24 protein-coding genes are annotated in these 26,025 nt (G+C 57.8%); 16 read left to right on the plus strand and 8 right to left on the minus strand.

Annotated features, from left to right (window positions below):
• Positions 1 to 8: 8 nt before the first annotated feature.
• Together trpB and trpA are read left to right on the plus strand one after the other, a co-directional pair.
• Positions 9 to 1,202, plus strand: coding sequence for a tryptophan synthase subunit beta (gene trpB, locus CW267_RS17205; RefSeq protein ID WP_012968449.1), 1,194 nt, complete (start codon positions 9 to 11; stop codon positions 1,200 to 1,202).
• Positions 1,202 to 2,011, plus strand: a complete 810-nt coding sequence (gene trpA / locus CW267_RS17210) for a tryptophan synthase subunit alpha (protein WP_012968450.1) — start codon at positions 1,202 to 1,204, stop codon at positions 2,009 to 2,011. The genes trpB and trpA overlap by 1 nt, the downstream gene beginning before the upstream one ends.
• Positions 2,012 to 2,229: 218 nt before the next feature.
• On the opposite strand, the gene CW267_RS17215 is transcribed toward trpA, so the two are convergent.
• From CW267_RS17215 to CW267_RS17225, 3 genes are read right to left on the minus strand one after another with little or no spacing between them, the layout of a single operon-like run.
• Complete coding sequence (locus CW267_RS17215; protein ID WP_008807773.1) at positions 2,230 to 3,489, minus strand: glycerate kinase; 1,260 nt, start codon at positions 3,487 to 3,489, stop codon at positions 2,230 to 2,232.
• 2 nt (positions 3,490 to 3,491) lie between these two features.
• On the minus strand, positions 3,492 to 4,580 hold the full coding sequence (locus tag CW267_RS17220; RefSeq protein WP_002901724.1) for a tartrate dehydrogenase: 1,089 nt from the start codon (positions 4,578 to 4,580) through the stop codon (positions 3,492 to 3,494).
• Between the two features lie 14 nt (positions 4,581 to 4,594).
• Positions 4,595 to 5,905, minus strand: coding sequence for an MFS transporter (locus CW267_RS17225; protein WP_012968451.1), 1,311 nt, complete (start codon positions 5,903 to 5,905; stop codon positions 4,595 to 4,597).
• 128 nt (positions 5,906 to 6,033) lie between these two features.
• Here CW267_RS17225 and CW267_RS17230 point away from each other — a divergent pair, with 128 nt between their 5' ends.
• On the plus strand, positions 6,034 to 6,942 hold the full coding sequence (locus CW267_RS17230) for a LysR family transcriptional regulator (RefSeq protein WP_012542062.1): 909 nt from the start codon (positions 6,034 to 6,036) through the stop codon (positions 6,940 to 6,942).
• Positions 6,943 to 6,985: 43 nt separating this feature from the next.
• Here CW267_RS17230 and CW267_RS17235 read toward each other — a convergent pair whose 3' ends face one another.
• On the minus strand, positions 6,986 to 7,444 hold the full coding sequence (locus CW267_RS17235; RefSeq protein WP_100781360.1) for a MarR family winged helix-turn-helix transcriptional regulator: 459 nt from the start codon (positions 7,442 to 7,444) through the stop codon (positions 6,986 to 6,988).
• 74 nt (positions 7,445 to 7,518) lie between these two features.
• Here CW267_RS17235 and CW267_RS17240 point away from each other — a divergent pair, with 74 nt between their 5' ends.
• From CW267_RS17240 to ybiX, 3 genes are all read left to right on the plus strand, one after another.
• Complete coding sequence (locus tag CW267_RS17240; RefSeq protein WP_023297444.1) at positions 7,519 to 8,466, plus strand: quinone oxidoreductase family protein; 948 nt, start codon at positions 7,519 to 7,521, stop codon at positions 8,464 to 8,466.
• A gap of 701 nt (positions 8,467 to 9,167) precedes the next feature.
• A complete protein-coding gene (locus CW267_RS17245; protein ID WP_063266950.1) occupies positions 9,168 to 11,453 on the plus strand; it encodes a catecholate siderophore receptor Fiu in 2,286 nt (761 codons plus the stop codon).
• Positions 11,454 to 11,501: 48 nt separating this feature from the next.
• Positions 11,502 to 12,179 carry a PKHD-type hydroxylase YbiX gene (gene ybiX / locus CW267_RS17250; RefSeq protein ID WP_008807765.1) on the plus strand — a complete coding sequence of 226 codons (678 nt, stop codon included), beginning with the start codon at positions 11,502 to 11,504 and terminating at the stop codon, positions 12,177 to 12,179.
• Positions 12,180 to 12,263: 84 nt separating this feature from the next.
• On the opposite strand, the gene ompW is transcribed toward ybiX, so the two are convergent.
• Positions 12,264 to 12,902 carry an outer membrane protein OmpW gene (gene ompW, locus CW267_RS17255; protein WP_012542066.1) on the minus strand — a complete coding sequence of 213 codons (639 nt, stop codon included), beginning with the start codon at positions 12,900 to 12,902 and terminating at the stop codon, positions 12,264 to 12,266.
• A gap of 267 nt (positions 12,903 to 13,169) precedes the next feature.
• On the opposite strand from ompW, the gene CW267_RS17260 reads away from it, so the two are divergent.
• The 5 genes from CW267_RS17260 (at position 13,170) to yciA (ending at position 17,899) form a co-directional block, all read left to right on the plus strand.
• A complete protein-coding gene (locus CW267_RS17260) occupies positions 13,170 to 13,583 on the plus strand; it encodes a YkgJ family cysteine cluster protein (protein WP_032754088.1) in 414 nt (137 codons plus the stop codon).
• A gap of 25 nt (positions 13,584 to 13,608) precedes the next feature.
• Entirely contained in the window at positions 13,609 to 14,352 is a 744-nt protein-coding gene (locus CW267_RS17265) for a YciC family protein (protein ID WP_008807762.1), read from the plus strand.
• A gap of 54 nt (positions 14,353 to 14,406) precedes the next feature.
• Complete coding sequence (locus tag CW267_RS17270; RefSeq protein WP_008807761.1) at positions 14,407 to 14,946, plus strand: septation protein A; 540 nt, start codon at positions 14,407 to 14,409, stop codon at positions 14,944 to 14,946.
• Between the two features lie 271 nt (positions 14,947 to 15,217).
• The gene (locus CW267_RS17275; RefSeq protein WP_072122615.1) at positions 15,218 to 17,401 is read left to right on the plus strand and encodes a TonB-dependent siderophore receptor; all 2,184 of its coding nucleotides are present in this window, start codon (positions 15,218 to 15,220) and stop codon (positions 17,399 to 17,401) included.
• 99 nt (positions 17,402 to 17,500) lie between these two features.
• Positions 17,501 to 17,899 (plus strand): acyl-CoA thioester hydrolase YciA, encoded by a 399-nt coding sequence (yciA, locus tag CW267_RS17280; RefSeq protein WP_008807759.1) that lies wholly within the window; start codon positions 17,501 to 17,503, stop codon positions 17,897 to 17,899.
• 29 nt (positions 17,900 to 17,928) lie between these two features.
• Here yciA and CW267_RS17285 read toward each other — a convergent pair whose 3' ends face one another.
• Positions 17,929 to 18,465 (minus strand): YniB family protein, encoded by a 537-nt coding sequence (locus CW267_RS17285; protein ID WP_008807758.1) that lies wholly within the window; start codon positions 18,463 to 18,465, stop codon positions 17,929 to 17,931.
• 188 nt (positions 18,466 to 18,653) lie between these two features.
• Here CW267_RS17285 and hxpB point away from each other — a divergent pair, with 188 nt between their 5' ends.
• The 4 genes from hxpB (at position 18,654) to CW267_RS17305 (ending at position 22,442) form a co-directional block, all read left to right on the plus strand.
• Positions 18,654 to 19,322 (plus strand): hexitol phosphatase HxpB, encoded by a 669-nt coding sequence (gene hxpB, locus CW267_RS17290; protein WP_012968454.1) that lies wholly within the window; start codon positions 18,654 to 18,656, stop codon positions 19,320 to 19,322.
• Positions 19,323 to 19,471: 149 nt separating this feature from the next.
• Positions 19,472 to 20,233, plus strand: a complete 762-nt coding sequence (gene kduD / locus CW267_RS17295) for a 2-dehydro-3-deoxy-D-gluconate 5-dehydrogenase KduD (protein WP_008807756.1) — start codon at positions 19,472 to 19,474, stop codon at positions 20,231 to 20,233.
• 91 nt (positions 20,234 to 20,324) lie between these two features.
• Positions 20,325 to 20,915, plus strand: coding sequence for a metal-dependent hydrolase (locus tag CW267_RS17300; RefSeq protein ID WP_096834444.1), 591 nt, complete (start codon positions 20,325 to 20,327; stop codon positions 20,913 to 20,915).
• A 135-nt stretch (positions 20,916 to 21,050) separates the two neighbouring features.
• Positions 21,051 to 22,442 carry an L-cystine transporter gene (locus tag CW267_RS17305; RefSeq protein WP_008807755.1) on the plus strand — a complete coding sequence of 464 codons (1,392 nt, stop codon included), beginning with the start codon at positions 21,051 to 21,053 and terminating at the stop codon, positions 22,440 to 22,442.
• A 57-nt stretch (positions 22,443 to 22,499) separates the two neighbouring features.
• Here the strand turns inward: CW267_RS17305 and cedA are convergent, their stop codons facing one another.
• Positions 22,500 to 22,739 (minus strand): cell division activator CedA, encoded by a 240-nt coding sequence (cedA, locus tag CW267_RS17310; protein ID WP_004151919.1) that lies wholly within the window; start codon positions 22,737 to 22,739, stop codon positions 22,500 to 22,502.
• A 205-nt stretch (positions 22,740 to 22,944) separates the two neighbouring features.
• Here cedA and katE point away from each other — a divergent pair, with 205 nt between their 5' ends.
• Positions 22,945 to 25,203: a catalase HPII gene (gene katE / locus CW267_RS17315; RefSeq protein ID WP_046881574.1), complete on the plus strand. Its 2,259-nt coding sequence runs from the start codon at positions 22,945 to 22,947 to the stop codon at positions 25,201 to 25,203.
• A gap of 57 nt (positions 25,204 to 25,260) precedes the next feature.
• Here the strand turns inward: katE and chbG are convergent, their stop codons facing one another.
• On the minus strand, positions 25,261 to 26,019 hold the full coding sequence (chbG, locus tag CW267_RS17320; RefSeq protein WP_012542072.1) for a chitin disaccharide deacetylase: 759 nt from the start codon (positions 26,017 to 26,019) through the stop codon (positions 25,261 to 25,263).
• Positions 26,020 to 26,025: the final 6 nt, after the last annotated feature.

Genomic DNA, 26,025 nt, shown 5'->3' on the forward strand with positions numbered 1-26,025 from the left:
GAGCAATAATGAGCACTTTACTGAACCCCTACTTCGGCGAATTCGGCGGCATGTATGTGCCGCAGATCCTGATGCCCGCCCTGCGCCAGCTGGAAGAAGCCTTTGTCAGCGCGCAGAAGGACCCGGCCTTTCAGGCGGAATTCACTGACCTGCTGAAAAACTACGCCGGACGTCCGACGGCCCTGACCAAATGCCGGAATCTGACCGAAGGTACTCGCACCACCCTGTACCTGAAACGCGAAGATCTGCTGCACGGCGGCGCGCACAAAACCAACCAGGTGCTGGGCCAGGCTCTGCTGGCCAAACGGATGGGTAAAACCGAAATTATCGCCGAGACCGGCGCCGGTCAGCACGGGGTCGCCTCAGCGCTGGCCAGCGCCCTGCTCGGCCTGAAATGCCGTATCTACATGGGGGCCAAGGACGTCGAGCGCCAGTCGCCGAACGTCTTCCGTATGCGCCTGATGGGTGCCGAGGTGATCCCGGTGCACAGCGGCTCCGCCACGCTGAAAGATGCCTGTAATGAGGCGCTGCGCGACTGGTCTGGTAGCTACGAGAAGGCGCACTATATGCTGGGCACCGCCGCCGGTCCGCATCCGTTCCCGACCATTGTACGTGAATTCCAGCGCATGATTGGCGAAGAGACCAAAGCGCAGATCCTCGAAAAAGAGGGACGTCTGCCGGACGCGGTGATCGCCTGCGTTGGCGGTGGGTCAAACGCCATCGGCATGTTTGCCGACTTTATTGATGAAACCAACGTCGGCCTAATCGGCGTGGAACCGGCCGGGCATGGTATCGAAAGCGGCGAGCACGGCGCGCCGCTGAAGCATGGCCGCGTGGGGATCTACTTCGGTATGAAGTCGCCGATGATGCAGACCGCCGACGGCCAGATCGAAGAGTCTTACTCCATTTCCGCCGGGCTGGACTTCCCGTCCGTTGGGCCGCAGCACGCGTTTCTGAACAGCACCGGTCGCGCTGACTATGTGTCGATCACCGACAACGAAGCGCTGGACGCGTTTAAAGCGCTCTCCCGCCACGAAGGGATTATCCCGGCGCTGGAGTCCTCTCACGCTCTGGCCCACGCGCTGAAGATGATGCGCGAGAACCCGGAAAAAGAGCAGCTGCTGGTGGTTAACCTCTCCGGTCGCGGCGACAAAGACATTTTCACCGTACATGACATCCTGAAAGCGCGAGGGGAAATCTGATGGAACGCTATGAGACGCTGTTTGCCCAACTGAAAAATCACCAGGAAGGCGCCTTCGTTCCCTTTGTCACCCTTGGCGATCCGGGACCGGAGCAGTCGCTCAAAATTATCGATGCGCTGATCGAAGGTGGCGCCGATGCCCTTGAGCTGGGGATCCCTTTCTCCGACCCGCTGGCGGACGGCCCGACCATTCAGGGCGCGGCCCTGCGCGCCTTCGCCGCGGGAGTGACCCCGGCGCAGTGCTTTGAGATGCTGGCGGCGATCCGCCAGAAGCATCCGACCATCCCAATCGGCCTGCTGATGTACGCCAACCTCGTCTTCAGCCCGGGCATCGATGCGTTCTATGCCCAGTGCGCCCGCGTCGGCGTCGACTCGGTGCTGGTGGCCGACGTGCCGGTGGAAGAGTCCGCCTCGTTCCGCCAGGCGGCGATGCGCCATAACATCGCGCCGATTTTCATCTGCCCGCCCAATGCGGATGACGATTTACTGCGCCAGATTGCTTCTTATGGCCGCGGCTACACCTATCTGCTGTCGCGCGCCGGAGTGACGGGTGCGGAAAATCGCGCCGCACTGCCGCTGCACCACCTGGTGGAGAAGCTGGCGGAATATCACGCCGCGCCGCCGCTGCAGGGCTTTGGTATCTCCGCGCCGGAGCAGGTGAGCGCCGCCATTGACGCCGGGGCCGCCGGGGCTATCTCCGGTTCCGCCATCGTCAAAATCATCGAACGCCACCTCGATGAGCCGCAGACCATGCTCGACGAACTGAAAGCCTTCGTCCAGAGCCTGAAGGCGGCGACCAAAACCGCCTGACCGTTAGCCGCCTGGTATTGCGCCAGGCGGCGATTTCCTCGCGTTACCTTCCCCTCCATGTCATCTTGCACGCCAACACATCAGACGGAACGATGATCGACACCTTGGCGCCAGGCGATGCGCTTTAACGTGGAAATGGATGGCGGGCGGATGCCGAAGATTTGAACTATGTTGAAAGGGAAAAATATCGCTCTCCCTGGCACAGGAGAGCGATACAGTCAGGCAATCAATATTGCCCGAATATCATTGACGTTGGTTAACGTCGGGCCGGTGATCAGCAAATCATTAAGCGCGTGAAAATAGCAGTAACTATCATGGCCATCCAGATATTGCACTGCATTAAGACCGCTCAGCTTGCCGCGCGCAAGCGTATCCGGGAAGACGATCGCACCTGCGGCATCTTCTGTGCCATCAATACCATCGCTATCTCCCGCCATGGCCCAGATACCGTGTTCCCCCTGGAGCGCACAGGCCAGACTGAGTAAAAACTCGGTATTGCGGCCCCCTTTTCCAGGCGGAGTGTGGTTTACTGTCACCGTGGTTTCGCCACCTGACAACAGTACAGCAGGCCCTGAAATCGGGTGACCATACTGCTTCGCCGATTTCGCCATACCGGCCATGACCACCGCCACTTCCCTGCTTTCACCTTCTATCGCATCCCCCAAAATAAGGGGGGTGAGCCCATGTTGTCGTGCGGCCAGCCCCGCCGCCGCTAACGCCATCGCCGGCGTGGCGATAAGCCTGACCTCGCCTGTCGCGGCGTTTTCCACCGGGCCGGCCGGCTGGTTTAGCCGTTCGCTAACGGGCTTCGGGATCGCAATGCCATACCGCTGCAGTACCCGGAGCGCATCACGTGGTGCGCTGTTATCGGCAACGGTGGGGCCAGACGCTACGTCCGTCGGATCATCGCCAGGCACATCGCTAATAATCAGTGATACGATGCGCGCTGGTTGCGCCATGGTCGCCAGCTTTCCGCCTTTCACCGCTGAGAGATGACGACGTACCAGATTCATCTCTTTGATGCTGGCCCCGCTATGGAGCAGGGCCCGGGTGATGGTCTGCTTATCTGCCAGCGTTAACCCCGGGGCGGGCAGCGCCATCAGCGCCGACCCTCCCCCTGAAATCAATGCCAGCACCAGATCATCGGCAGTTAAACCGCGCAGCGTCTCCACAATCAGCATTGCGGCAACCTCGCTCATGGCATCTGATACGGGATGAGCCGCCTCAATAATGCGGATGCGGCCCGCAGGAACCGCGTAACCGTAACGCGTCACCACCACGCCCGACACCGCCACATCCGGCCAGGCTGCATCTACGGCAGCCGCCATTGCCGCGGACGCTTTACCCGCACCGATCACCACACAACGGCCGCGAGGTTTTTCCGGCAGGTTAGCCAGGGTCACCGGCCCGGCGCGGGCACTGTTGACCGCATGTTGAAAGATATCCTGCAGGATCTCTGCAGCCTGTTCGTTATTCATGGTTATGCGGTCTCGGCAATGTCAGCTTTAGCGTCAATGTAGTGCACCACGGCGCGTGTCACCTCCGCGGTATTGGCTGAGCCACCGACATCTGGCGTCAGAATGCCTTTTTCACACACATACTCAATGCTTTCCATAATCAGCGCAGCGGCATGGCGTTCGCCCAGATGTTCAAGCATCTGTACCGCGGTCCAGAAAGTGGCAATGGGGTTCGCAATCCCTTTGCCGGTGATATCGAATGCGGAACCATGGATCGGTTCGAACATGGAAGGGAAGCGGCGTTCAGGATCAATATTCGCGGTCGGCGCTACGCCCAGACTACCCGCCAGCGCGCCAGCCAGATCGGAAAGGATATCGGCGTGCAGATTGGTGGCAACGATGGTATCCAGGGTCTGGGGATGCAACGTCATACGGTGCGTCATGGCATCGACCAACATTTTGTCCCACTGCACATCCGGGAATTCCTGCGCCACTTCAGCGGCAATCTCATCCCACATCACCATACCATGGCGCTGGGCGTTGGATTTGGTCACCACGGTCAGCAGCTTACGTGGACGGGACTGCGCCAGTCTGAAGGCATAGCGCATAATGCGTGTCACCCCAACACGGGTAAAGATTGCCACTTCGGTACCGACTTCTTCAGGTAAACCACGGTGCGTACGGCCGCCGTTACCAGAATATTCACCTTCGGAGTTTTCGCGCACGATGACCCAGTCAAGATCGCCAGGCCCGCGGTTGCGCAGCGGTGAGGTGACGCCCGGCAGAATTTTGGTGGGTCGCACATTGGCGTACTGGTCAAAGCCCTGGCAAATAGGCAGCCGCAGGCCCCAGAGTGTGATGTGGTCAGGGACATCCGGTGCCCCCACCGCGCCGAAGTAAATGGCATCGAATGCTTTCAGCATGTTCAGCCCTTCTTCCGGCATCATCACGCCATGTTTTTTGTAATAGTCTGACCCCCAGTCAAAGGTCTCTATATCAAATTTCAGTTGCGGATCGTGGCGCGTCAGCGCGTGCAAGACTTCAATACCTGCCGAAATGACTTCCGGTCCGATACCGTCCGCAGGGATGGCAGCAATTTTGTAGTGACGCATCGTTACTTCTCCAGTTAATGAGTATGAGGATGTGGAAGCTCTGCCGTCGGCGATTTGTTCGCTCTGGCAGAAAGAATCACGACCACGAGGGCCGAGAGCGCCAGCAATCCGGCGACAAAATACAGGCCCCAGCTGTAGCTACCGGTTTGCTCGCGGATCACGCCAATCATCATCGGGCCGACGAAACCGCCGAGGTTGCCGATGGAGTTGATAGCGGCAATGCCAGCGGCCGCAGCCGGGCCGCTGAGGAACAGGGTTGGCATGCTCCACAGAGGGGGTTTTGATGCGCTAATCCCCACAGTGACCAGCGTTAAGGCAAGCATCACGGTAAACAATGTGCTGACATTACCGGCGTATATCAGCCCGGCAACCGCCAGCAGGCAGGCGCCAATGACGTGCCAGCTGCGCTCTTTGGTTCGATCGGAATGACGCGCCCATAGGATCATGGCGATGACGCCGATCACCGCCGGAAAGGCGTTCAGGAAACCAATCTCCAGCGAGGAAGCACCGAAACTGCGAATGATTTGCGGGGACCAGATGCCAAGCGTATACAGCCCGGCTGAGGTACCGAAATAGACCAGCGCCAGCGCCAGGACGCGTATATCCGCTAGCCCTCGCCATGCACTGGAATGGCTCTGTTTTGCCGCCCGTGCCCGCTCCTCGTCTTGCATGGCGTTTTCCAGCCAGGCTCGCTCTTGATCAGTCAGCCATTTGGCCTTGGCCGGACGATCCGTCAGGAAGAACAAAACCACAACACCGAGCACCAGCGCCGGGAAAGCTTCCAGTACAAACATCCACTGCCAGCCGGCGTAGCCGAGGAAGCCATGCATCTCGAGCAAAGCGGCCGAAACCGGCGATCCCAGTGCTGTCGACAGGGGAGCTGCGGCCATAAAGATGGCAGTGACCTGCGCACGCCTGGCGGCAGGAAACCAGTAGCTGAGATAGAGAATGATACCCGGGAAGAAACCGGCTTCCGCCACGCCGAGCAGAAAACGCAGAATGTAGAAGCTCGTCGTGCCCTGCACAAAAGCCATGCAGCCAGAGACGAACCCCCAGGTGATCATGACGCGGGCGATCCAGATGCGGGCGCCCACTTTATGAAGAATTAAGTTTGACGGTACCTCAAACAGAAAATAACCCAGGAAGAAAATGCCAGCGCCCAGACCAAAAACGGTGGGTGAAAATCCCAGATCCTGATTCATGGTCAGGGCGGCAAAGCCAATGTTGACACGGTCAAGGAAGGCAATGAAGTACAGCAGCATGATGAAAGGAATAATGCGCAGGGTAACCTTACGCATCACCTTCTTTTCGAGGTCGTTTTTCATGACGGGATGCTCCATAGTGATGTAGGGTTGTTATCGTTTTGTAATAATCCCAGTATGAAGTTTTGAACCGCTTTATCATCGGCACAGCTTTATATAAATAATTTGTATAATCAGGTTTTGGTGAAAAAATGGATATAAATCAGCTACGTTGCTTTGTGGTATTAGGTGATGAGCTTCACTTTGGCCGGGCTGCCCGTAAACTCGAAATGATGCCTGCGTCACTGAGTCGCTTCATCAAACTGCTGGAAGATGATTTGGGGATCAGGCTACTGAATCGATCGACCCGCAACGTGTCGCTAACACCTGAAGGCGCCGCCTTTTTAAATGAGGCCAAAACGGTCATTGCTGATTTCGATGCGCTACGGCAGCGATTCCGGAAAAATAGCCTGTTGCAGAAAAGAACGTTGCGGATCGGGGCTATCGACAGCGCAGCCAAAGGATTACTTCCTGAATTGCTTAATCTTTTCGTCAGGCGTTTTCCTGAAGCAGATATTCATCTTACAGAAGATAAATCTCACAAACTTATCCCCCGACTCATTTCAGGGTGGCTGGATGTGGTTTTTGTGCGCCCGCCGGAACACATTGATGCCATGCTGACAACGCGATTTATCGCCAATGAAACTTGCGTGCTCGCCGTGCCCACTAACCACCGGCTGGTCAGTTATGATGAAGTCAGTATCGATGACTTTCGGCACGAGCCTGTTATCTTGCCGGAAAGACGCACCCGGCGTCACAGCCATGACCTGACAATGAATATTTTCAAGGAAGGTGGCAGCATGCCTGTTATCGCGCAGTATGCTGAAGAGAAGCAGACTATCCTGAGTTTTGTTGCCGCAGGACTCGGCATTGCTCTGGTGCCTGCGTCCTATAAAGACATGAATGCGGACGGCGTGAAATACCTTGCGCTCACGCCCAAAAAACATATCGAAGGCCTTCCCCTCAGCGCGATGTGGCATCAGGGAAATAACAATATCTATGTACGATCCCTGCTGGAGATACTTTCCGACAACATCGACGAGCTGACCCGTGATTTGTGACGAACAAGATGATTGTTGCGCCAGGGCGGCAGCACGCGAGAATTTAGCTCGGTTGCTGCAAACTGTCGGCGTATTTGCGCGTTAAGCGAAACAGCGCCTGCACTTCATCTTCCGGCCACTGCGCCAGCACCTGATTCATTAACCGCCGCCGCGCTACCGCAATTCTGTCGATCATCTGTTGTCCGCTGGCGCTAAGCGTCACTTCACTGATCCGTCGGTCATGACGGTTAGGTTGCTTACAGGCGAGTCCCTGGGCTTCCAGTTTTTTCACCTGGCGGCTGACGGTGGTGTAATCGCGCCCTAAATGATCCGCCAGCTCAACCACCCCTACCGGGCCATGGCGCCCTACCGCCACCAGCAGCGGAAACAGCATCTGTTCCAGCTGGACGCCGGCCGCCTGGAGGATCTGCTCGTCGCGCAGCGGCTGGTTCATCACGCTGATGATATCCAGTAGCGCGCCGTGAAAATCGGTAATGTCGTAGTCATTATGTGCATCTTGCATATATTAATTTTCCGCGTATAGTGCTGTAAAACAATATGTGTATTTTACACATAATTCCCGACAGGAGATAATTTATGAAAGCAGCCGTGGTTTTTGACCTCGCAGAAGGCCCGGTTTGGGCCGATTTTATCGACCCGCAGCCCGCGCCCGGCCAGACGATCATTGACGTCCGCGCCGCCGCGCTGAGCCATGTGGTTAAGGCCCGCGCATCCGGACGCCATTACAGCTTCGACGGCAATCTGCCCTTTGTGCCCGGTATCGATGGCGTCGGCACCACACCTCAGGGCCAGCGCGTCTATTTCGCCTTCCCCACCGCCCCCTTCGGCAGTATGGCGCAGCAGGCGCCGGTTGCCCTGCAGAGTTGCCTGCCGGTGCCGGATGCGCTCGATGATGTTAGCGCCGCGGCGATGGCCAATCCCGGCATGTCCGCGTGGGCGTCTCTGGTGACTCGCGCCCAGATCCAGGCCGGTGAAACGGTGCTGATTAACGGCGCCACCGGCAGCGCCGGTCAGCTGGCGGTGCAGATTGCCCGCTATCTGGGAGCGAAAAAAATCATTGCAACCGGACGGAATGCGCAGACACTGGCGGCGCTGGACGCCGATGAGTGTATTCACTTAACCGCTGATGATAAAACCTTGAGCGGGCAATTTTCAGCGACCAGCGCTGCGCAGATTGACGTGGTCATCGATTACCTGTGGGGACACAGCGCGGAAGTGTTATTGCCGGCCCTGGCGAAATATACCCCAGCCGGCAGACCGGTGCGCTATGTGCAGGTGGGGTCCCTGGCTGGCGCCGATATCGCGTTAAATGGCGCAGTTCTGCGTTCCGCACCGCTCGTGCTGATGGGCAGCGGTATCGGTAGCCTGTCGATGCCGCAGCTGCTGGCGGCGACAGGTGAAATGCTGCAGGCGGCGGTGCCGGGTAAATTCACCATCGCCACCACCCCGCGGCCGCTGCAGGAGATCGCGGCGGCCTGGCCGCAGGACGACAGCCAGAAGCGCACGGTTTTCACCCTCGGATAAAAAATCGCTTCCGCACAAAAGATGGGGTTGATATCTTAAATGAGAAATATTATCTTTCTCATTACTGAATAGTTGAGTAAACAACTCAGGTATTCAGTACGACATTGCTCACATTGCTTCCAGTATTTTTGCCCGCACTTGTGCGGGCTTTTTTTTACTCGCGACACACCTCACGCACCAGTTGCCGCAGCCAGCAGTGGCCCGCCGCCTGCTCCAGACGACATACGGCGCGGCATTGTTCTCCGTCACGCGGCGGGAGAACGCTCGCTGGTCGTCCCCCCAATAACGCGGTCGCGGAACAGTGCCTGCAGAGGGATCGGTGGGCCGCTATTTTTCATTACACCAATTTCCAGAACGGCGTTCTCCTCGCGCAGAAGGAGGGCATCTTTTATGCCAAAAACCACGAAGCGCCGGGTTAGCCCTGGCGCCTGTCACCTCGCGGCGCGGCCTGTCACCGGCCTCTTCCAGCCGCTCTTTTGCTTCATCCCCGCCCTTTTCGTTCAAAATTTATGAACTATGTAAATCGCGATGAAGAAATATGTTTAAACGTCAACATTTCTATGTAAACATTAAGGCGAATGATAACTATTCTTTTTATCATTTATAGAATCACACCGGGTCAGCGCAAGCCAGACGACGAAAAACGTCGCTTTTGCGCGGTGTGGTATGTGCTCATAACAAAAAATAAGCCTGCATTTATCATGGAAAAAAACGCTTCTCTGCCGTTTGGCAGTTTCAACTCATTGGCATTGTTTACGGGTCTGTGTCTGGGGGCCTCACCGGCAACGGGCATCGCAGCGGAAAAATCAGTCAAAAATAGTGAAGAGACGCTGGTGGTGGAAGCCACTCCGCCCTCACTCTACTCTCCCGGCGCCTCCGCCGATCCCAAGTTCAATAAACCGCTGGTCGATACCACCCGCACCATCACCGTGATCCCGGAACAGGTGATTAAAGATCAGGGCGTCACCAACCTGACTGACGCCCTCAAAAACGTCCCCGGCGTCGGGGCGTTTTATGCCGGCGAGAATGGCAGTTCAACCACCGGGGATGCCATCTACATGCGCGGCGTGGATACCTCTAACAGCATCTATGTGGACGGCATCCGCGACATCGGCAGTGTGACGCGCGATACCTTCAATACCCAGCAGGTGGAAGTCATCAAAGGACCCGCCGGCACGGACTATGGCCGCAGCGCGCCCTCCGGATCGATCAATATGATCAGCAAGCAGCCGCGCCTTGACTCCGGGATCGACGGTTCGGCCAGCATCGGCAGCGCCTGGTCGCGTCGGGGAACGCTCGACCTGAACCAGGCGTTTAGCGACAACGCCGCGTTCCGTCTGAACCTGATGGGGGAAAAAACTCATGACGCCGGTCGGGACCGCATTGAAAACGAACGCTATGGCATCGCGCCATCGCTGGCCTTCGGACTCGATACCCCAACTCGTCTGTATCTGAACTATCTGCATGTCCGGCAGAACAACACCCCGGATGGCGGGATCCCCACCGTCGGCCTGCCGGGCTATTCGGCACCTTCGCCGAAATATGCCGCGCTCAATTCCGCCGGGAAGGTGGATACCAACAATTTCTATGGCACCGACTCCGATTATGATAAATCCACCACCGACAGCGGCACCCTACGCTTCGAACACGATCTGACGGACAATACCACCGTGCGCAATACCACCCGTTGGTCGCGGGTGAAACAGGAGTATCTTTTGACCGCGGTGATGGGCGGCGCGAGCAATATCACCGCCCCCGATATCAATGACGTCAACACCTGGAGCTGGTCGCGTCTGGTTAATACCAAAGATGTCAGCAACCGCATTCTGACCAACCAGACCAATATCACCTCGACCTTCAATACCGGCTCGATAGGCCATGACGTCAGCGCCGGCGTGGAGTTTACCCGGGAAAACCAGACCAACTATGGCGTTAACGCCATGACTGCGCCGGCGGTGAATCTCTACCATCCGGTGAGCAACCTGTCGATTGGCGGGCTGGACAGAAACGGAGCGAATGCCAACGGCCAGACTGATACCTTCGGGATTTATGCCTTCGATACGCTGACGCTGACCGAACGGATTGAGGTCAACGGCGGGCTACGTCTCGACAATTATCATACTAAATATGACAGCGCCACCGCCTGCGGCGGCAGCGGACGCGGGGCTATCGCCTGCCCGCCCGGCCAGTCGACGGGCAGCCCGGTCACCACCGTGGATACCGCCAAATCCGGCAATCTGGTTAACTGGAAAGCCGGGGCACTGTACCGCTTAACCGAGCAGGGCAATGTCTACGTCAACTACGCCATCTCACAGCAGCCGCCGGGGGGCAGCAGTTTCGCCCTGGCCGCCAGCGGTAGCGGCAACAGCGCCAACCGAACCGACTTTAAGCCACAGAAGGCGAAATCCAGCGAGCTGGGCACCAAGTGGCAAATCTTCGACAACCGTCTGCTGCTCAGCGCGGCGTTATTCCGTACCGATATTGAAAACGAAGTGGCCGCCAACGATGACGGAACCTGGTCGCAGTACGGCAAAAAGCGCGTGGAGGGGTATGAACTCTCCGCAACCGGAAACCTGACCCCGGACTGGACGATCATCGCCGGCTACACGCAGCAGCATGCGACAGTGACGGAGGGACAGAACGTAGCGCAGGATGGATCTTCCGCCCTGGCCTACACCCCGAAACATGCCTTTACGCTGTGGACGCAGTATCAGGCCACCAGCGATCTGTCCGTCGGCGGCGGTGTGCGCTATGTCGGAAGCCTGCGCCGGGGCAGCGATGGCGCGGTCGGTACCCCGGATCACACCGAGGGCTACTGGGTCGCCGACGCCAAACTGGGCTATCGGGTCAACAGCAACCTCGATCTGCAGCTCAATATGTACAACCTGTTTGATACCGATTACGTGGCCTCCATCAACAAGAGCGGCTATCGCTATCATCCGGGCGAACCCCGTACCTTTATGCTGACGGCGAACGTCCACTTCTGAGTCTGTGCGTGGGGCCGTTGCGCCCCACCTTTTAGAGAGAACACCGCGATGATGTATCACATTCCTGACGTGCTATCGGCAGACCAGGTGGCGGAATTTACCCGGCAGCTGGCGCAGGCCGAGTGGGTCGACGGACGGGTTACGGTGGGCAGCCAGGGGGCGGCCGTCAAACAGAACCAGCAGATCGATACCCGTACGCCGCTGTATGCCCGCCTGCAAGCCGCCGTGCTCGACGCGCTGCGCGGCCACCCGCAGTTTTTTTCCGCCGCGCTGCCGCGGACGATTTCCGCACCGTTGTTTAACCGCTATGGGCCAGGGGAGACCTACGGTTTTCATGTCGATGGCGCCGTTCGCCAGAACGGCGAGGCGGGCTGGATGCGCACTGACCTGTCAGCGACGCTGTTTCTTTGCGAGCCGGAGAGCTATGAGGGCGGTGAACTGGTGATTGAAGACACCTATGGCCAGCACCGGGTGAAGCTCCCGGCCGGGCATCTGGTGCTCTATCCCGCCAGCAGCCTGCACTGCGTCACCCCGGTTACCCGCGGCGTACGTCAGGCCTCTTTCCTGTGGATCCAGTCGATGGTCCGCGACGATAAGCAGCGCGCGATGCTTTACGACCTGGACCGCACCATCCAGTCTCTGAAGGCCCGCTTTGGCGACGGAGAAGAGGTCCTCTCCCTGCTCAACATGTATCACAACCTACTGCGCCAGTGGACGGAAGTGTGATCCGCTATCGATGGCGAAGGCTTGCGGCAGACAGGTGTGACGTGACAATGAACTGGCCATCCGTTGGCCAGTTTTCAGCAGGATTTAAAATCGATAACCCGCGGAGAACATAAACACCCACGGATCCAGACGGGTGCTGACTTTCTGGTCCACGCCGCCGGCTTTGAATTTCACATCGGTATCGATATCCATGTACCACACCGACATATTCAGCAGCCAGTCACGGTTAATCAGATAATCGAGGCCGACCTGCCCCGCCGCGCCCCAGGAGTCCTTCAGGCTCAGATCGGAAAGCCCGGCCGCCTTGCCGGTATCGTTAAAGTCTTCATTAAAGAAGGTGGTGTAGTTAATACCCGCCCCCACGTACGGGCGCACCTTGCTTTGCGCATCGCCAAAGTACCACTGCGCCATCAGGGTGGGTGGCAACTGATGGACGGTGGCGATAGTCCCGGTTGGCCCGGTGCCGACCTTATGGCGGAACGGCGTTGCCGCCAGCAGCTCCACGCCGATGTTATCGGTGGCCATATAGGTAAAGGTTAAACCCAGTTGGGTGTTGTTACTGACGTTGAAACTGCCAAGGCTGCCTAACACATTGTCAGAGCCCTCCGTCGGTCGGACGGTGGCGGTCCCGGCACGAATGAAAAATTCACCCGCTTCATGCGCCCAGACGCTGCCGGTGGAAAGCGTGCTAAGAATTAATGCCGCCGCTGCTAACTTCTTCATATCCACTTCCTCATTATGGTTTTTCAGCGCGGCCAAATATACCTATAACGAGTTACGTTTGATCTGTTTTAGATCACACTAAAACCTTAGATTTAACATTTATTGATCCAGATTAATTTTTGCTACCGATCGCAATACCCTGAATCCTTCTCACATCAATTTTCACTTTTCGCGAAAAAAATATTTCTCCCCCTCTTGCCGCCGCAAAAGCGGCTGGATAAGTTAACTGCCGACAATCTGTGTTGATGCGTTTTTTCAGGTGTAATTATGAGTGAAATCAACCCGTGCATGACGTGCGGTGCCTGTTGTGCGTATTTTCGTGTCTCTTTCTACTGGGCGGAAGCCGACGACGCGGGTGGCCTGGTGCCTTCCGCGCTGACCGAGCCGCTGACCCCTTTCCTGCGCTGCATGAGCGGCACCAACCAGCGCCAGAGCCGCTGCGCGGCGCTGTCAGGCGACATCGGTGACGCCGTCCACTGCACTATTTATGAAAACCGTCCCTCACCGTGCCGCGAATTCGCCATGTCCGGTGAGAATGGTGAGGAAAATGACGCCTGCAACCGGGCGCGGGCGCGCTATGGCCTACCGCCATTGCGGCCTCTTTACAAAGATATACCTGCCCTGAATGGTGCAGAGAGTGCTACGACGGAACGATTTGCGGTACAATCGCCGGCTAGTTAACACCTGCGACACTCAAGGAGAATGCATGTCTATCACGGCGAAGTCCGTCTACCGTGACACCGGGAATTTTTTTCGTAATCAGTTCATTACCATTTTGCTGATTGCGCTGTTGTGCGCGTTTATTACGGTAGTACTTGGCCATGCCTTTTCACCCAGTGACGAGCAGCTGTCGATACTCAGCGAAGGCGATAACCTCGCCGGTAGCGCCGGGCTGTTTGAGCTGGTGCAGAACATGACGCCGGAGCAGCAGCAGGTTCTGCTGCGCGCCTCGGCGGCATCAACCTTCTCGGGTCTGGTGGGCAATGCGATCCTCGCCGGCGGCGTTCTGCTGCTGATCCAGCTGGTCTCCGCCGGTCATCGCGTTAGCGCCCTGCGTGCCATCGGCGCCTCAGCCCCGGTGCTGCCGAAGCTGCTGCTGTTGATCCTCTTCACTACCTTCCTGGTGCAGATGGGGATGATGCTGGTCCTGGTGCCCGGCGTGCTGCTGGCCATCGTGCTGGCCTTTGCGCCGATCATGCTGGTGCAGGACAAAATGGGTATCCTCAGCGCCATGCGCAGCAGCATGCGTCTGGCGTGGGCCAATCTGCGGCTGGTGGCGCCGGCTATCATTGGCTGGCTGGTGGCAAAAACCCTGCTGTTACTGTTCGCTTCCAGCTTTGCTGTCCTGACGCCAAACGTCGGCGCGGTGGTCATCAATACCATCAGCAACCTGATATCCGCCCTGTTGCTGATCTATTTATTCCGCGTGTATATGCTTATCCGCAACTAATCTTAACCAGGATCGGGGTCTTCCCCGGTCCGTCCTGAAAGACGGGATCGATGTATGAAGCAGTTTCTGGATTTTTTACCGCTGGTGGTCTTCTTTGCCTTCTATAAGCTTTACGATATCTACGCCGCCACCACCGCGCTGATCGTCGCGACCGCTATCGTGCTGATCTACAGCTGGGTACGCTACCGTAAAGTCGAAAAAATGGCGCTGATCACCTTTGTGCTGGTGGCCGTCTTCGGCGGGTTAACTCTCTTCTTCCACAATGATGAGTTTATTAAATGGAAGGTGACGGTGATCTATGCCCTGTTCGCTGGCGCGCTGCTGTTCAGCCAGTGGGTGATGAAAAAGCCGTTGATCCAGCGCATGCTGGGCAAAGAGCTGGCCCTGCCGCAGCAGGTCTGGTCGCGGCTTAACCTGGCCTGGGCGGTGTTCTTTATCCTTTGCGGGCTGGCCAATATCTATATCGCCTTCTGGCTGCCGCAGAATATCTGGGTGAACTTCAAGGTCTTTGGCTTAACCGCCCTCACGCTGGTCTTTACCCTGCTGAGCGGGATCTACATCTACCGCCATATGCCGCAGGACGACCACCACTAACTCCTCCACCGGCGCGCCATCGCGCGCCGCGCGCGCCCCCTATAATCTCACTGCGCTGGCAAACATTCCCTGCAACCACACAACCTCAGCGCATACGCTGACAGCTTCCTGGCCACACTGTGCAGGCTCTCTTCACGATTTCTCTCAACTGCATAAAAAGTTGCGGTAATTGTGAGGATTTTATGGAGATTCATCTCGTTACATTGTAATGATAATGGTTATCATTAATATTCTCGATCTCATTTTGAATTGCTTTGAAAAGGATATTTACATGAGATCGCCGCAATATTCTGTCCCCACGACCCTGGCGCTGGTCATATCCAGTCTCCTCGCCCCTAACGCCTTTGCTGAAGAATCAGAACAAGATACCGAAACGATGATTGTGCGCAGTACGGCGGAAGAGGTGCTTAAGCAACAGCCCGGGGTGTCGATTATCACGGCAGATGATATTGCTAAGCAGCCGCCGGTCAACGATCTCTCAGACATCATCCGTAAAATGCCCGGGGTGAACTTGACCGGCAACAGCGCCAGCGGCAGTCGGGGCAACAACCGCCAGATTGATATCCGCGGCATGGGGCCGGAGAACACCCTGATCCTGATAGATGGGGTACCGGTCACGTCACGTAACGCGGTTCGCTATAGCTGGCGCGGCGAACGCGATACCCGGGGCGACAGCAACTGGGTACCTGCAGAGATGGTCGAAAGGATTGAAGTTCTCCGCGGTCCGGCAGCCGCGCGCTATGGTTCCGGCGCGGCGGGCGGAGTGGTCAATATCATTACCAAACGCCCGACCAACAACTGGCACGGTTCGCTGTCTTTCTTTACCAACCAGCCGGAAAACAACAAGGAAGGCACGACCAATCGCGCTAACTTCAATCTCAGCGGCCCACTGGCCGGCGAAGCGCTGACGATGCGCCTGTATGGCAATATCAATAAAACGGAACCCGACGCCTGGGATATTAACCATGCGCAAAACGGCTCTTACGCTGCGGGGCGCGAAGGGGTACGCAATAAAGATATTAACGCCTTGCTGTCATGGAAAATGACCCCGCAACAGATCCTCGATTTCAGCTATGCCTATAGTCGCCAGGGGAATATCTATGCTGGTGATACCCAGTACAGCAACGGCAATCTTAGCCCGAACGGGCTGGTGGACTCCCTGTACGGCCACGAAACTAATCGCCTCTATCGCCAGTCCTGGGGACTGACCTACAACGGTCTATGGGATTGGGGCCAGTCCAAAGCCGGTGTTTACTACGAGAAAACCAACAATACCCGCCTGCAGGAAGGCTCCACCGGCCGCGTCGAGGGCATGATCAACAGTGAGGATTATGCCACCAGCCGTCTGGAATCCTGGCGTACTACCTCGGAATTCAATGTGCCTTTCTTCTGGCTGGCGGACCAGACGCTGACGCTGGGAATGGAATGGAACCATGATCAGCTCGACGACCCGGCATCAATGCAGGCCACTAACAGCAACGGCGAGACTATCCCTGGGACCTCGGGCGACCCTACGCAACGTAGTACCAAAAACAGCGCCACCCTCACCGGTATCTATCTGGAAGATAATATCGAAGCCGTGCCTGGCACCAACCTGATCCCCGGCATCCGCTTCGATTATCATAATCAGTTTGGCAGCAACTGGAGTCCAAGCCTCAATCTGTCTCAGGAGCTGAGCGATATGTTCACGCTGAAGGCCGGTATCGCGCGCGTGTTTAAAGCGCCTAACCTCTATCAATCCAGTGAAGGCTATTTGCTCTCCACCCGCGGCAACGGTTGTCCGAACACTATAGCTGAAGGCAGCTGCTATCTGCTGGGCAACCCTGACCTCGATCCGGAGATCAGTATTAACAAAGAGATCGGTATCGAATTCAACATTAATGGTTACGCTGCCGGGGTTACCTGGTTCCGCAACGATTACAAAAACAAAATCGTCTCCGGAACCGAGGTGCTGGGCTATACCTCCAGCGGCAATAATATTCTGCAGTGGCAGAACGGCGGCAAAGCCGTGGTCGAGGGGCTGGAAGGAAATCTGCTGATCCCGGTGCTGAGAGATGTCCTAAGCTGGCGGACCAATGCCACCTGGATGCTCAAATCAGAAAGTAAAGAGACAGGCAATCCGCTGTCGGTGATCCCGAAATATACCATTAACACGATGCTCGACTGGCAGGTAAACGGTGCCCTGTCTGCGAATGTGAACTGGACGCTTTATGGCCGTCAGCAGCCGCGTCAGTATGCGGAAATTCGCAACGAAACCGGGACCCTTGCCACCACCGAGGTAGGTGCCTATTCCATCGTGGGGATCGGTACCCAGTATCAGCTAAACCGGGATATTCGCCTGAACGCCGGAATAAGTAATCTGTTTGATAAGCAACTGTATCGCGAAAACGCCGGCGCCTCGACCTACAATGAGCCTGGCCGCGCGTATTACGCCGGCGTTACCCTCTCCTTCTGAACCACCGCGCCCGCCTCTGCGGGCGCTTTCCCCTATTCTCTCCGCCCCGTTTTCATAGTAGCATCCCGCTGATCGTCTTTGACCACAACAGAGTAGAGCATGACAACTACAGATCTTGCCCCGAAGGGCGAAATGGTTTTACGCACCCTGGCGATGCCGGCGGATACCAATGCCAACGGGGATATTTTTGGCGGCTGGCTGATGTCGCAGATGGATATCGGTGGCGCCATCATGGCCAAAGAGATCGCTCAGGGTCGCGTGGTGACCGTGCGCGTGGATGGGATGACCTTTTTACGCCCGGTCGCCGTCGGCGACGTGGTGTGCTGCTACGCCCGCTGCGTGAAGCGCGGCAACACCTCAGTGACGATTAACATCGAAGTGTGGGTGAAAAAAGTCTCTTCTGAACCGATTGGCCAGCGCTATAAGGCGACGGAAGCGCTGTTTATCTACGTTGCCGTCGATAATCAGGGTAAACCGCGGGCTCTGCCGGCAGAATAATATGGTGCCCGGCTAACCGGGCACCTGGCTTACAGAAAGCCCAGCAGCGAGAAGAAGAAGTAGCCGATAATAATCACGATCACCGGCAGCACATACAGCGGGAAATATTGCACCAGGATGGTATGGCGCGGTACCACGATCCGCTCAGCGAGCTGCTCACGGGATAACCCTTCTGCGCCTTTGGCCTGCTCGAGGATCAGCTGATCCTCAATCCCCTCGCGAAGAAATTTCGCCTGCCTCGCCATCCGCGCGCCGGAGGCCTGCAGCGCCATGCCGACAAAAACCAGAATGAAGATGATCCAGAAGCCGATGTTCAGGCTGTGGTGGAAATCCGGCAGCGGCGAGTTGTACCAGAAAAAGTTCAGGAACGGCGTGTTAAAGCGCATCATCTCAATCATGACATGCGCAAAATCCATCATTACCGCGTCAATGCCGGGTTTCTTTTCACTGTGCTCATACATAAATTTGAGGACAGAAATCAGCGTCGACAGCACGGCGGGAATAAAGATGACCCATCCCAAAATGCGTTTGATAACCGCTATGCGTCCAGCTTGTTGGTACGTCATGAGTTCCCCTTGTTAAAGACGCGTTGGTGATTCGCCTGCCGCCTGTTGCGTGGCGCAGGCGCTCCTCGCTGACCCGAATGTGTCGGGTATAAGTCTATCTTCCACGGCGAATTTCGCCCAATAACGCGCGGTATGATATACCATGAATGCCGATTCGTTTATCTGATTACGCAACAGGAGAAGGACATATGTCAGCGAAGCGCCGCATTGAGGCCGCGATTTTTGATATGGACGGGTTGCTGATTGACTCTGAGCCGCTCTGGGATCAGGCGGAGGTCGAGGTCATGGAAAGCCTGGGGGTGGATACCCGCCGCCGCGATGAACTGCCCGACCTGCTTGGTCTGCGAATCGACCTTGTGGTGGATCTGTGGTATGCCCAGCAGCCGTGGCACGGCGTCGATCGCGCAGAAGCCACCGCGCGCATTATCCGCCGGGCCATCGAGCTGGTAGAAGCCTCACGCCCGCTGCTACCGGGCGTACGCGAGGCGGTGGCCCTGTGTAAAGCTCAGGGCTTAAAGGTGGGGCTGGCCTCGGCCTCGCCGCTGGTGATGCTGGAGAAAGTGCTCAACATGTTCGAACTGCGCGACCAGTTTGATGCGCTCGCCTCCGCGGAACATCTGCCCTGGAGCAAACCGCACCCGCAGGTATACCTCAACTGCGCCGCTGCCCTGGGAGTCGACCCGCAGCGCTGCGTCGCGCTGGAGGATTCGGTCAACGGCATGATCGCCAGCAAAGCCGCGCGCATGCGCGCTATCGTGGTACCGGAAGCGGAGAACAGCCGCGACCCGCGCTTCGTGCTGGCGGACGTCAAGCTCCCGTCACTGCAGGCCCTGACTGCCGAAGCCCTGCTCGGGTAAGGACGCTGGCGGGTGACGCGATCGCTGTCACGCCGCCGGCAATAAAATCAAAACGTCGTTTCATTTTTATTGTAATTTTGTTTTCCTGCCTCTATGCTGGTCACAGGTGGCGTCATCGTACGCCTGAAGATCAGCTGACAGAGGTGAATATGGTACTGAACGCCTTCGACCTGACGGGTAAGGTCGCCATCGTGACCGGTTGCGATACCGGACTGGGACAGGGAATGACGCTGGGCCTGGCGCAGGCCGGGTGCGATATCGTCGGCATCAACCGTAAAATTCCCCATGACACGGCAGCACAGGTTCAGGCGCTGGGTCGCCGCTTTCATGCCATTCAGGCGGATCTCAGCCGTCAGGATGAGATGAGCGTGCTGGTCGACCAGGCGGTCGCGGCGATGGGTCGGGTCGATATTCTGGTCAATAACGCCGGGATTATCCGCCGCCATGATGCCCTGACCTTCACGGAAAGCGACTGGGACGCGGTGATCGATCTGAATCTAAAAGCGGTTTTCTTTCTCAGCCAGGCGGTCGCCAGGCAGTTCATTCGCCAGGGCGATGGCGGAAAAATCATTAACATCGCCTCGATGCTCTCGTTTCAGGGTGGGATCCGCGTCCCCTCCTACACCGCCTCGAAAAGCGGCGTGCTGGGTTTGACCCGTCTGCTGGCCAACGAATGGGCCGGCCAACGCATCAACGTCAACGCCATTGCGCCAGGATATATGGCCACAAATAACACCCAGGCGCTGCGCGAAGATGAAGAACGTAACCAGGCGATCCTCGAGCGCATTCCCGCCGGTCGCTGGGGAGAACCCAAAGACCTGCAGGGGCCGGTGGTGTTTCTCGCCTCGGCCGCCGCCGACTATATTAACGGCTATACGCTGGCCGTCGATGGAGGATGGCTGGCACGCTGAGAATTTGTGACAAAGAGTTACACCGTCACCTCTTCCGTACACTGTATAAAAACCCTATACTGTATGAATCGACAGTTTAGGGTGTGTTATCATGACGGCGGAAGGCCATCTCTTCTTTTCAATCGCCTGCGCAGTATTTGCCAAAAACGCAGAGTTAACGCCGGTGCTGGCGCAGGGCGACTGGTGGCATATTGTGCCCTCTGCGGTATTGACCTGCCTGCTGCCGGATATCGATCACCCTAAGTCATTTCTCGGCCAGCGGCTGAGCTGGATCTCAAAGCCCGTGGCGCGGGCCTTTGGCCACCGCGGCTTCACCCACAGCCTGCTGGCCGTCTTTGGCGCGCTGACGCTATTCTACCTCAAGGTGCCTGACAGCTGGCTTGTCCCGGCGGACGCCCTCCAGGGCCTGGTGCTGGGCTATCTCAGCCACATCCTCGCCGATATGCTCACCCCCGCCGGGGTGCCGTTGCTGTGGCCCTGCCGCTGGCGCTTCCGGCTGCCGATCCTCGCGCCGCGCAAGGGTAACCAACTGGAGCGCGCTTTATGCATGGCGCTGTTCGTCTATGCCGTCTGGATGCCGCAGACGCTGGCGGACAACAGCGCAATACGCTGGTCTTCCGGGGTGATCAATTCCCTGCAAATCACCTTCAATCGCTTTATTAGTCACCAGAGTGGCCGATAAACCGCCGGAAAACACCATTTGGTTATAACCCATTCCATTTGAATATAAGTCCTTGATAACGCCTTCTGCTAACCTTGCCGTCATAAGAGCTGGTTATCCACCAGCCCAGGTTATAAAAATATCAGGAGAACGGGGATGAACTTTCCATTAATAGCGAACGTAGTCGTGTTCGCCGTATTACTGTTTGCGCTGGGGCAAACTCGCCATAAACAGTGGAGCCTGGCCAGGAAAGTGCTGGTTGGTCTGGCCATTGGTGTGGTCTTTGGTCTGGCTCTGCAGCTGATCTACGGGTCTGACAGCCAGGTGCTGAAGGATTCCATCCAGTGGTTCAATATCGTCGGTAATGGCTATGTCCAGCTGCTGCAAATGATTGTGATGCCGCTGGTCTTCGCCTCGATCCTGAGCGCGGTGGCCAGGCTGCATAATGCCTCTCAGCTGGGAAAAATCAGCTTCCTGAGCATCGGCACTCTGCTGTTCACCACGCTTATCGCTGCGCTGGTTGGCGTGCTGGTGACCAATATGTTCGGCCTCACCGCCGAGGGTCTGGTTCAGGGCAGCGCAGAAACCGCCCGTCTGAACGCCATCCAGAGCAACTATGTGGGAAAAGTGGCCGATCTCAGCGTACCGCAGCTGATCCTTTCCTTTGTGCCGAAGAACCCGTTTGCTGACCTGACCGGGGCTAACCCGACCTCCATCATCAGTATCGTCATTTTCTCGGCATTCCTCGGCGTGGCAGCGCTTAAGCTGCTGAAAGAGGATGTGGAAAAAGGCCAGCGCGTGCTGACGGCCATCGATACCCTGCAGGGCTGGGTGATGAAGCTGGTTCGTCTGGTGATGCAGCTGACCCCTTACGGCGTACTGGCCCTGATGACCAAAGTGGTTGCCGGGTCGAATCTGCAGGACATCATCAAACTTGGCGGCTTCGTGGTAGCTTCGTACATTGCGCTGGGCATTATGTTTGTCGTCCACGGCCTGCTGCTGGCGATTAACGGCATCAGCCCGCTGAAGTACTTCCGTAAAGTCTGGCCGGTGATCACCTTCGCCTTCACCAGCCGCTCCAGCGCCGCGTCGATTCCGCTGAACGTGGAAGCGCAGACCCGACGCCTGGGCGTACCGGAGTCAATTGCCAGCTTCTCCGCCTCCTTTGGCGCCACCATCGGCCAGAACGGCTGCGCCGGTATCTACCCGGCCATGCTGGCAGTCATGGTCGCGCCGACCGTGGGCATTAACCCGCTGGATCCGATGTGGATTGCCACCCTCGTGGGCATCGTCACCGTCAGCTCGGCGGGCGTCGCCGGGGTGGGCGGCGGGGCCACCTTCGCCGCGCTAATCGTTCTGCCGGCGATGGGCCTGCCGGTGACCCTGGTAGCGCTGCTGATCTCCGTCGAACCGCTGATCGACATGGGGCGTACCGCGCTGAACGTTAACGGCTCAATGACCGCCGGGACCCTGACCAGCCAGTGGCTGCGCCAGACCGACAAGTCGATTTTCGATAGCGAAGAAGAGGCCGAGCTGGCGCATCGCTAAACGGTAAGCACAAAAAAACCGCTGATTATCAGCGGTTTTTTTATTTCTGCAGCAGACTCAGGCTTCAATCTCACCTTCCTGACGCACCTGGTTAGCCCAGCGCTGGGCCGACTCCGGCACGCTGAACGCTGGCGAGCGGCGAAAATGCTCCCCCATCAGCAGAAAGGCGACATACTTCCCGCGCAAAATCCAGACATCGCGAAAATGGTCCATTTTCACGGCATGTTCCGGAGGCGCAGGCTCCACGCGCGGCACGTAGCTAATGACAGGGCGATTTTGTTGGCGCAATGGTTTCATAACAAATGGATTCACTAAACAGAGCGGGAAACAGAAACCTCTATCATAGCCGATTGTGGACCCGTTCGTCGCCCCCCTGCCGCCGATGCGCATTTTAGGATAACTCCCTGCCCCTGCGCCGGGCGCAGGCAGCGTAATGTTCTATAGTTAGAAGGGTTTTGGTTTATCAACGACCACTTTTAGCAATGAAAGCAGGAGACGAGTAATGTCTGATAAGCACCCAAACCCTCACCACCAGCAGGCACCGGTCCACGACAGCGAGGAAGCGAAACCGGGGCTCGACTCGCTGGCGCCGGATGACCAGGAGTGGCGCCCCACGCCGAAACCCACCGCCCCGGGCGCTGAACCGACCGCCCCTGGCAGCCTGAAAGCGCCTGATACCCACAGCAATAAACTCGACGCCCTGGAGCCGCAGCGCAAAGGCGGAGAAGACTATCCGCTGACCACCAACCAGGGCGTGCGCATTGCCGACGATCAGAATTCGCTGCGCGCCGGCGCCCGCGGCCCAACACTGCTGGAAGATTTTATTCTGCGGGAGAAGATCACCCACTTCGACCATGAGCGAATTCCGGAGCGTATCGTTCATGCCCGCGGCTCAGCGGCCCACGGTTACTTCCAGCCCTACAAAAGCCTGACAGCGTTGACCAAAGCCGATTTTCTCTCGGCAGCCGATAAGATCACCCCGGTCTTTGTGCGCTTCTCCACCGTGCAGGGCGGCGCGGGGTCGGCGGACACCGTCCGCGATATTCGCGGCTTCGCTACCAAGTTTTACACTGACGAAGGGATTTTTGACCTGGTCGGCAACAACACACCGGTCTTCTTCATCCAGGACGCGATGAAGTTCCCCGACTTTGTCCACGCCGTGAAGCCTGAGCCTCACTGGGCCATCCCGCAGGGACAGAGCGCCCACGATACTTTCTGGGACTATGTCTCCCTGCAACCGGAAACGCTGCACAATGTGATGTGGGCGATGTCGGATCGCGGCATCCCGCGCAGCTATCGCACCATGGAAGGCTTTGGGATCCACACTTTCCGTCTGATCAACGCCGAGGGCAAAGCCACCTTCGTTCGCTTCCACTGGAAACCCGTCGCCGGCAAGGCGTCGCTGGTGTGGGATGAAGCGCAGAAGCTGACCGGTCGCGACCCCGATTTTCATCGCCGCGACCTGTGGGAGGCCATCGAAGCCGGGGACTACCCGGAATTTGAGCTTGGCCTGCAGCTCATCCCCGAGGAGAACGAGTTTGATTTTGACTTCGATCTGCTCGATCCCACCAAGCTGATCCCCGAGGCGCTGGTGCCGGTCTTACGGGTTGGCAAGATGGTCCTCAACCGCAATCCGGACAACTTCTTTGCCGAAAACGAACAGGCGGCCTTTCATCCCGGGCATATCGTACCGGGCATTGATTTCAGCAACGATCCGCTGCTGCAGGGGCGCCTCTTCTCTTACACCGATACGCAAATTAGCCGCCTGGGTGGGCCGAACTTCCATGAAATCCCCATCAACCGTCCAACCTGCCCGTATCACAATTTCCAGCGCGACGGGATGCACCGGATGGACATTGACACCAATCCGGCCAACTACGAGCCCAACTCCATTAACGACAACTGGCCGCGCGAGACGCCGCCAGCGGCCAAACGCGGCGGCTTTGAGTCCCTCGCCGAGCGCGTCGACGGCGAAAAAATCCGCCAGCGCAGCCCTTCGTTCGGCGAATATTACGCCCAGCCGCGTCTGTTCTGGCTGAGCCAGACGCCGATTGAGCAGCAGCATATTATCGATGGTTTCAGCTTTGAACTCAGCAAAGTGGTCCGCACCTGGATCCGCGAGCGGGTGGTCGATCATCTGGCCCACATTGATACTAAGCTGGCGGAAGCGGTCGGGGCGAACTTAGGTATCGAACTGAGCGATTATCAGCGTAACATTACCCTGCCTTCCCCGGTCAACGGCGTGGAGAAAGACCCCAGCCTCAGCCTCTACGCCGACGCCGAAGGGGATGTGAAAGGCCGTGTAGTGGCCGTCCTGCTCAACGAACGCACCTCGGCGCAGGATCTGGTCCATCTCCTGCAGGCGCTGCAGGCCCAGGGCGTGCACAGCAAGCTGCTCTACTCGCGGATGGGCGAAGTCATCGCCGACGATGGCTCTCCCCTGCCGATCGCCGGCACCTTCGCCGGTTCCCCATCGCTGACGGTGGATGCGGTAGTGGTGCCTGGCGGCGACCTCAGCGCCCTGAGCCAGAGCGGCGACGCGCGCTATTACCTGCTGGAAGCCTATAAGCATCTGAAGCCGATCCTGCTGGCAGGGGATGCGCGACAGCTGACGTCCGTTCTGCAGGTCCCAGCCCAGGGTGAAGAGGGGGTCATCGTCACCGATGCTCTCGACACGCCAGCGGCGGACACACTGCTCGCCCTGATGACGGCGCATCGCGTGTGGTCGAGAAGTCCAAAAATCGCCGCTATTCCGGCGTAGTAAAAAGCCCGGCACACGGTGCCGGGCTTGATTCACTTTCCCTTTCCCCCATCGGGCTTACACGTCGCGGTAGGTTCCCAGACGATAACCCCGGTCGGCTACCGCCGCTTTCAGCGCGGCAGACGTCAGCACATCAAGCTCACCCAGCCGCGGGTAGCAGTAGGCGCTGCCCATAATGGTCTGATCGACAAAAGCCGGATGACACATCACCTCCAGGGAACGCTCCCCGCGGGCGATTGAGGCATCCAGCGTCTGCAGAAACAGTTCCTCAGAGACAGCTTCGCCGTAAAACTCGCTGCTGAAGCCTGCGCTGCTGCGCGCCGCCTGTTGATCGAGCCCACTCTGCGCCGCCACCTGGCGGTCAATACGTAACGCGATACCCTTCTCGCGGGCAAAGGCCGCCACGATGGGATAGATCGGGGCGATCATATGCACATGGTGGTGGCTGTCGAGATGCGTCGGCTCATGACCGAAGAGATCGACAAAACGACGGTACTGACACGCCAGCTCGTGGGCGATCTCCTCCAGCGGCAGGCGACCTTCTTCTGCCTGCTGCCAGATCCATTTGCCCAGCCGGCCTTCGCGGGTTAATCCCGGCATGGCCGACAGCGGCTCGCCCAGCGTCAGCACAAAGTGCATGCCGACCGCCAGCTCCGGGGTACTGCGGCTTAGCTGGGCGGCGTGGTCAATGGCCGCGCCGTTGACCAGCGCCGTGGTCGATGTCACCACGCCGTTGCGGCAGGCCTCGATAATGCCGTAGTTCTGCCCTTTACTGAGGCCGAAGTCGTCGGCATTGACGATCAATACGCGTTCCATTGGCCG

This window comes from Klebsiella sp. X1-16S-Nf21, from assembly GCF_002837615.1.
Classification (GTDB): domain Bacteria; phylum Pseudomonadota; class Gammaproteobacteria; order Enterobacterales; family Enterobacteriaceae; genus Klebsiella; species Klebsiella variicola.

What these genes read in the sequence shown, in the direction of transcription:
- trpB (WP_012968449.1), top strand. Translation starts at nt 9, where the DNA reads ATGAGCACTTTACTGAACCCCTACTTCGGCGAATTCGGCGGCATGTAT.
- trpA (WP_012968450.1), top strand. Translation starts at nt 1,202, where the DNA reads ATGGAACGCTATGAGACGCTGTTTGCCCAACTGAAAAATCACCAGGAA.
- CW267_RS17215 (WP_008807773.1), bottom strand. Translation starts at nt 3,489, where the DNA reads ATGAATAACGAACAGGCTGCAGAGATCCTGCAGGATATCTTTCAACAT.
- CW267_RS17220 (WP_002901724.1), bottom strand. Translation starts at nt 4,580, where the DNA reads ATGCGTCACTACAAAATTGCTGCCATCCCTGCGGACGGTATCGGACCG.
- CW267_RS17225 (WP_012968451.1), bottom strand. Translation starts at nt 5,905, where the DNA reads ATGAAAAACGACCTCGAAAAGAAGGTGATGCGTAAGGTTACCCTGCGC.
- CW267_RS17230 (WP_012542062.1), top strand. Translation starts at nt 6,034, where the DNA reads ATGGATATAAATCAGCTACGTTGCTTTGTGGTATTAGGTGATGAGCTT.
- CW267_RS17235 (WP_100781360.1), bottom strand. Translation starts at nt 7,444, where the DNA reads ATGCAAGATGCACATAATGACTACGACATTACCGATTTTCACGGCGCG.
- CW267_RS17240 (WP_023297444.1), top strand. Translation starts at nt 7,519, where the DNA reads ATGAAAGCAGCCGTGGTTTTTGACCTCGCAGAAGGCCCGGTTTGGGCC.
- CW267_RS17245 (WP_063266950.1), top strand. Translation starts at nt 9,168, where the DNA reads ATGGAAAAAAACGCTTCTCTGCCGTTTGGCAGTTTCAACTCATTGGCA.
- ybiX (WP_008807765.1), top strand. Translation starts at nt 11,502, where the DNA reads ATGATGTATCACATTCCTGACGTGCTATCGGCAGACCAGGTGGCGGAA.
- ompW (WP_012542066.1), bottom strand. Translation starts at nt 12,902, where the DNA reads ATGAAGAAGTTAGCAGCGGCGGCATTAATTCTTAGCACGCTTTCCACC.
- CW267_RS17260 (WP_032754088.1), top strand. Translation starts at nt 13,170, where the DNA reads ATGAGTGAAATCAACCCGTGCATGACGTGCGGTGCCTGTTGTGCGTAT.
- CW267_RS17265 (WP_008807762.1), top strand. Translation starts at nt 13,609, where the DNA reads ATGTCTATCACGGCGAAGTCCGTCTACCGTGACACCGGGAATTTTTTT.
- CW267_RS17270 (WP_008807761.1), top strand. Translation starts at nt 14,407, where the DNA reads ATGAAGCAGTTTCTGGATTTTTTACCGCTGGTGGTCTTCTTTGCCTTC.
- CW267_RS17275 (WP_072122615.1), top strand. Translation starts at nt 15,218, where the DNA reads ATGAGATCGCCGCAATATTCTGTCCCCACGACCCTGGCGCTGGTCATA.
- yciA (WP_008807759.1), top strand. Translation starts at nt 17,501, where the DNA reads ATGACAACTACAGATCTTGCCCCGAAGGGCGAAATGGTTTTACGCACC.
- CW267_RS17285 (WP_008807758.1), bottom strand. Translation starts at nt 18,465, where the DNA reads ATGACGTACCAACAAGCTGGACGCATAGCGGTTATCAAACGCATTTTG.
- hxpB (WP_012968454.1), top strand. Translation starts at nt 18,654, where the DNA reads ATGTCAGCGAAGCGCCGCATTGAGGCCGCGATTTTTGATATGGACGGG.
- kduD (WP_008807756.1), top strand. Translation starts at nt 19,472, where the DNA reads ATGGTACTGAACGCCTTCGACCTGACGGGTAAGGTCGCCATCGTGACC.
- CW267_RS17300 (WP_096834444.1), top strand. Translation starts at nt 20,325, where the DNA reads ATGACGGCGGAAGGCCATCTCTTCTTTTCAATCGCCTGCGCAGTATTT.
- CW267_RS17305 (WP_008807755.1), top strand. Translation starts at nt 21,051, where the DNA reads ATGAACTTTCCATTAATAGCGAACGTAGTCGTGTTCGCCGTATTACTG.
- cedA (WP_004151919.1), bottom strand. Translation starts at nt 22,739, where the DNA reads ATGAAACCATTGCGCCAACAAAATCGCCCTGTCATTAGCTACGTGCCG.
- katE (WP_046881574.1), top strand. Translation starts at nt 22,945, where the DNA reads ATGTCTGATAAGCACCCAAACCCTCACCACCAGCAGGCACCGGTCCAC.
- chbG (WP_012542072.1), bottom strand. Translation starts at nt 26,019, where the DNA reads ATGGAACGCGTATTGATCGTCAATGCCGACGACTTCGGCCTCAGTAAA.